1 protein-coding gene is annotated in these 923 nt (G+C 56.8%); it reads right to left on the reverse strand.

The window, feature by feature from the left end; genetic code table 11:
- Nucleotides 1-854 (reverse strand): IS5 family transposase gene (locus A7D21_RS35070; RefSeq protein WP_141718332.1). Its coding sequence is split into 2 segments (ribosomal slippage): nucleotides 1-498 and nucleotides 501-854, totalling 852 coding nucleotides; the frame shifts between segments, so codons are not numbered across the junction.
- Nucleotides 855-923: the final 69 nt, after the last annotated feature.

Raw genomic sequence — 923 nt, forward strand, 5'->3', positions numbered from 1 at the left:
CTAGGCTTTGTACGAAAAGTATTGCCGCATGCAACGTAGGCTGCAGGCCAAGGTGACCATGGCTGCAAAGCTCTTGGCCAGCTTGTCATAGCGAGTGCCGATCCTGCGATTTTCTTTCAGCCAGCCAAACATCCGCTCAATGATGTTCCGTTGCCGGTATTTGGGCCGGTCAAACAGTCGGGGCAAGCCAGGTCGAGGTTTGCGCGGCATAGCGCGCAATGGGATTACCGGCTGCATTCGGTAACGGTCGCAGTACTGGCGCAGGTGCTCGGCATCGTATCCCTTGTCAGCCAGCAACCACCGGCTACGTTTACGCGGTCGTCCTGGCTTGCCAGCAATTCTTACAGCATCCAGCAGCGGCTGAGCGTGGGAGACATCACTGGCTTGTCCTGGTGAAAGCCTGAAATGCAATGGCACGCCATTGGCATCGCACACCATGTGAATCTTGGTGGTCAGACCGCTTCGACTGCGCCCCAAGGCATGGTCTAACGGTTCTTCAGGCCCCCCTTTTTCCCGGCGCCTGAAGAGGCTCGGGTTGCTCGTACTGCGGTGGAGTCGATCATCCAGGTGTCCAAGTCGATCAGTCCTTCCCGGTTCAGCCGAATATGCAGACGCTCCAGTACTCGCTCGAATGTGCCGTCGTCGCGCCAGTCACGAAAACGCTGATACACCGTTGACCAAGGCCCAAAGCGTTCAGGCAGGTCGCGCCAGGGAGCGCCCGAGCACAGGATCCACAGAATTCCGTGGAGAACCTGACGATCATCGTTGCGAGGACGGCCCATTTTCTGTTCTGGAGAAACCAAATCCTTGATCAGCTCCCATGACGCATCAGAAAGTTCGTAACGCCTTGCCATACGGGCCTCCAACCGGTCATGGCGGCAATTTTAGCCACAACGACTTTTCGTACAAAACCTAATTCGCCC

This window comes from Pseudomonas sp. AP19, assembly GCF_001728855.1.
Taxonomy (GTDB): Bacteria; Pseudomonadota; Gammaproteobacteria; order Pseudomonadales; family Pseudomonadaceae; genus Aquipseudomonas; species Aquipseudomonas fluorescens.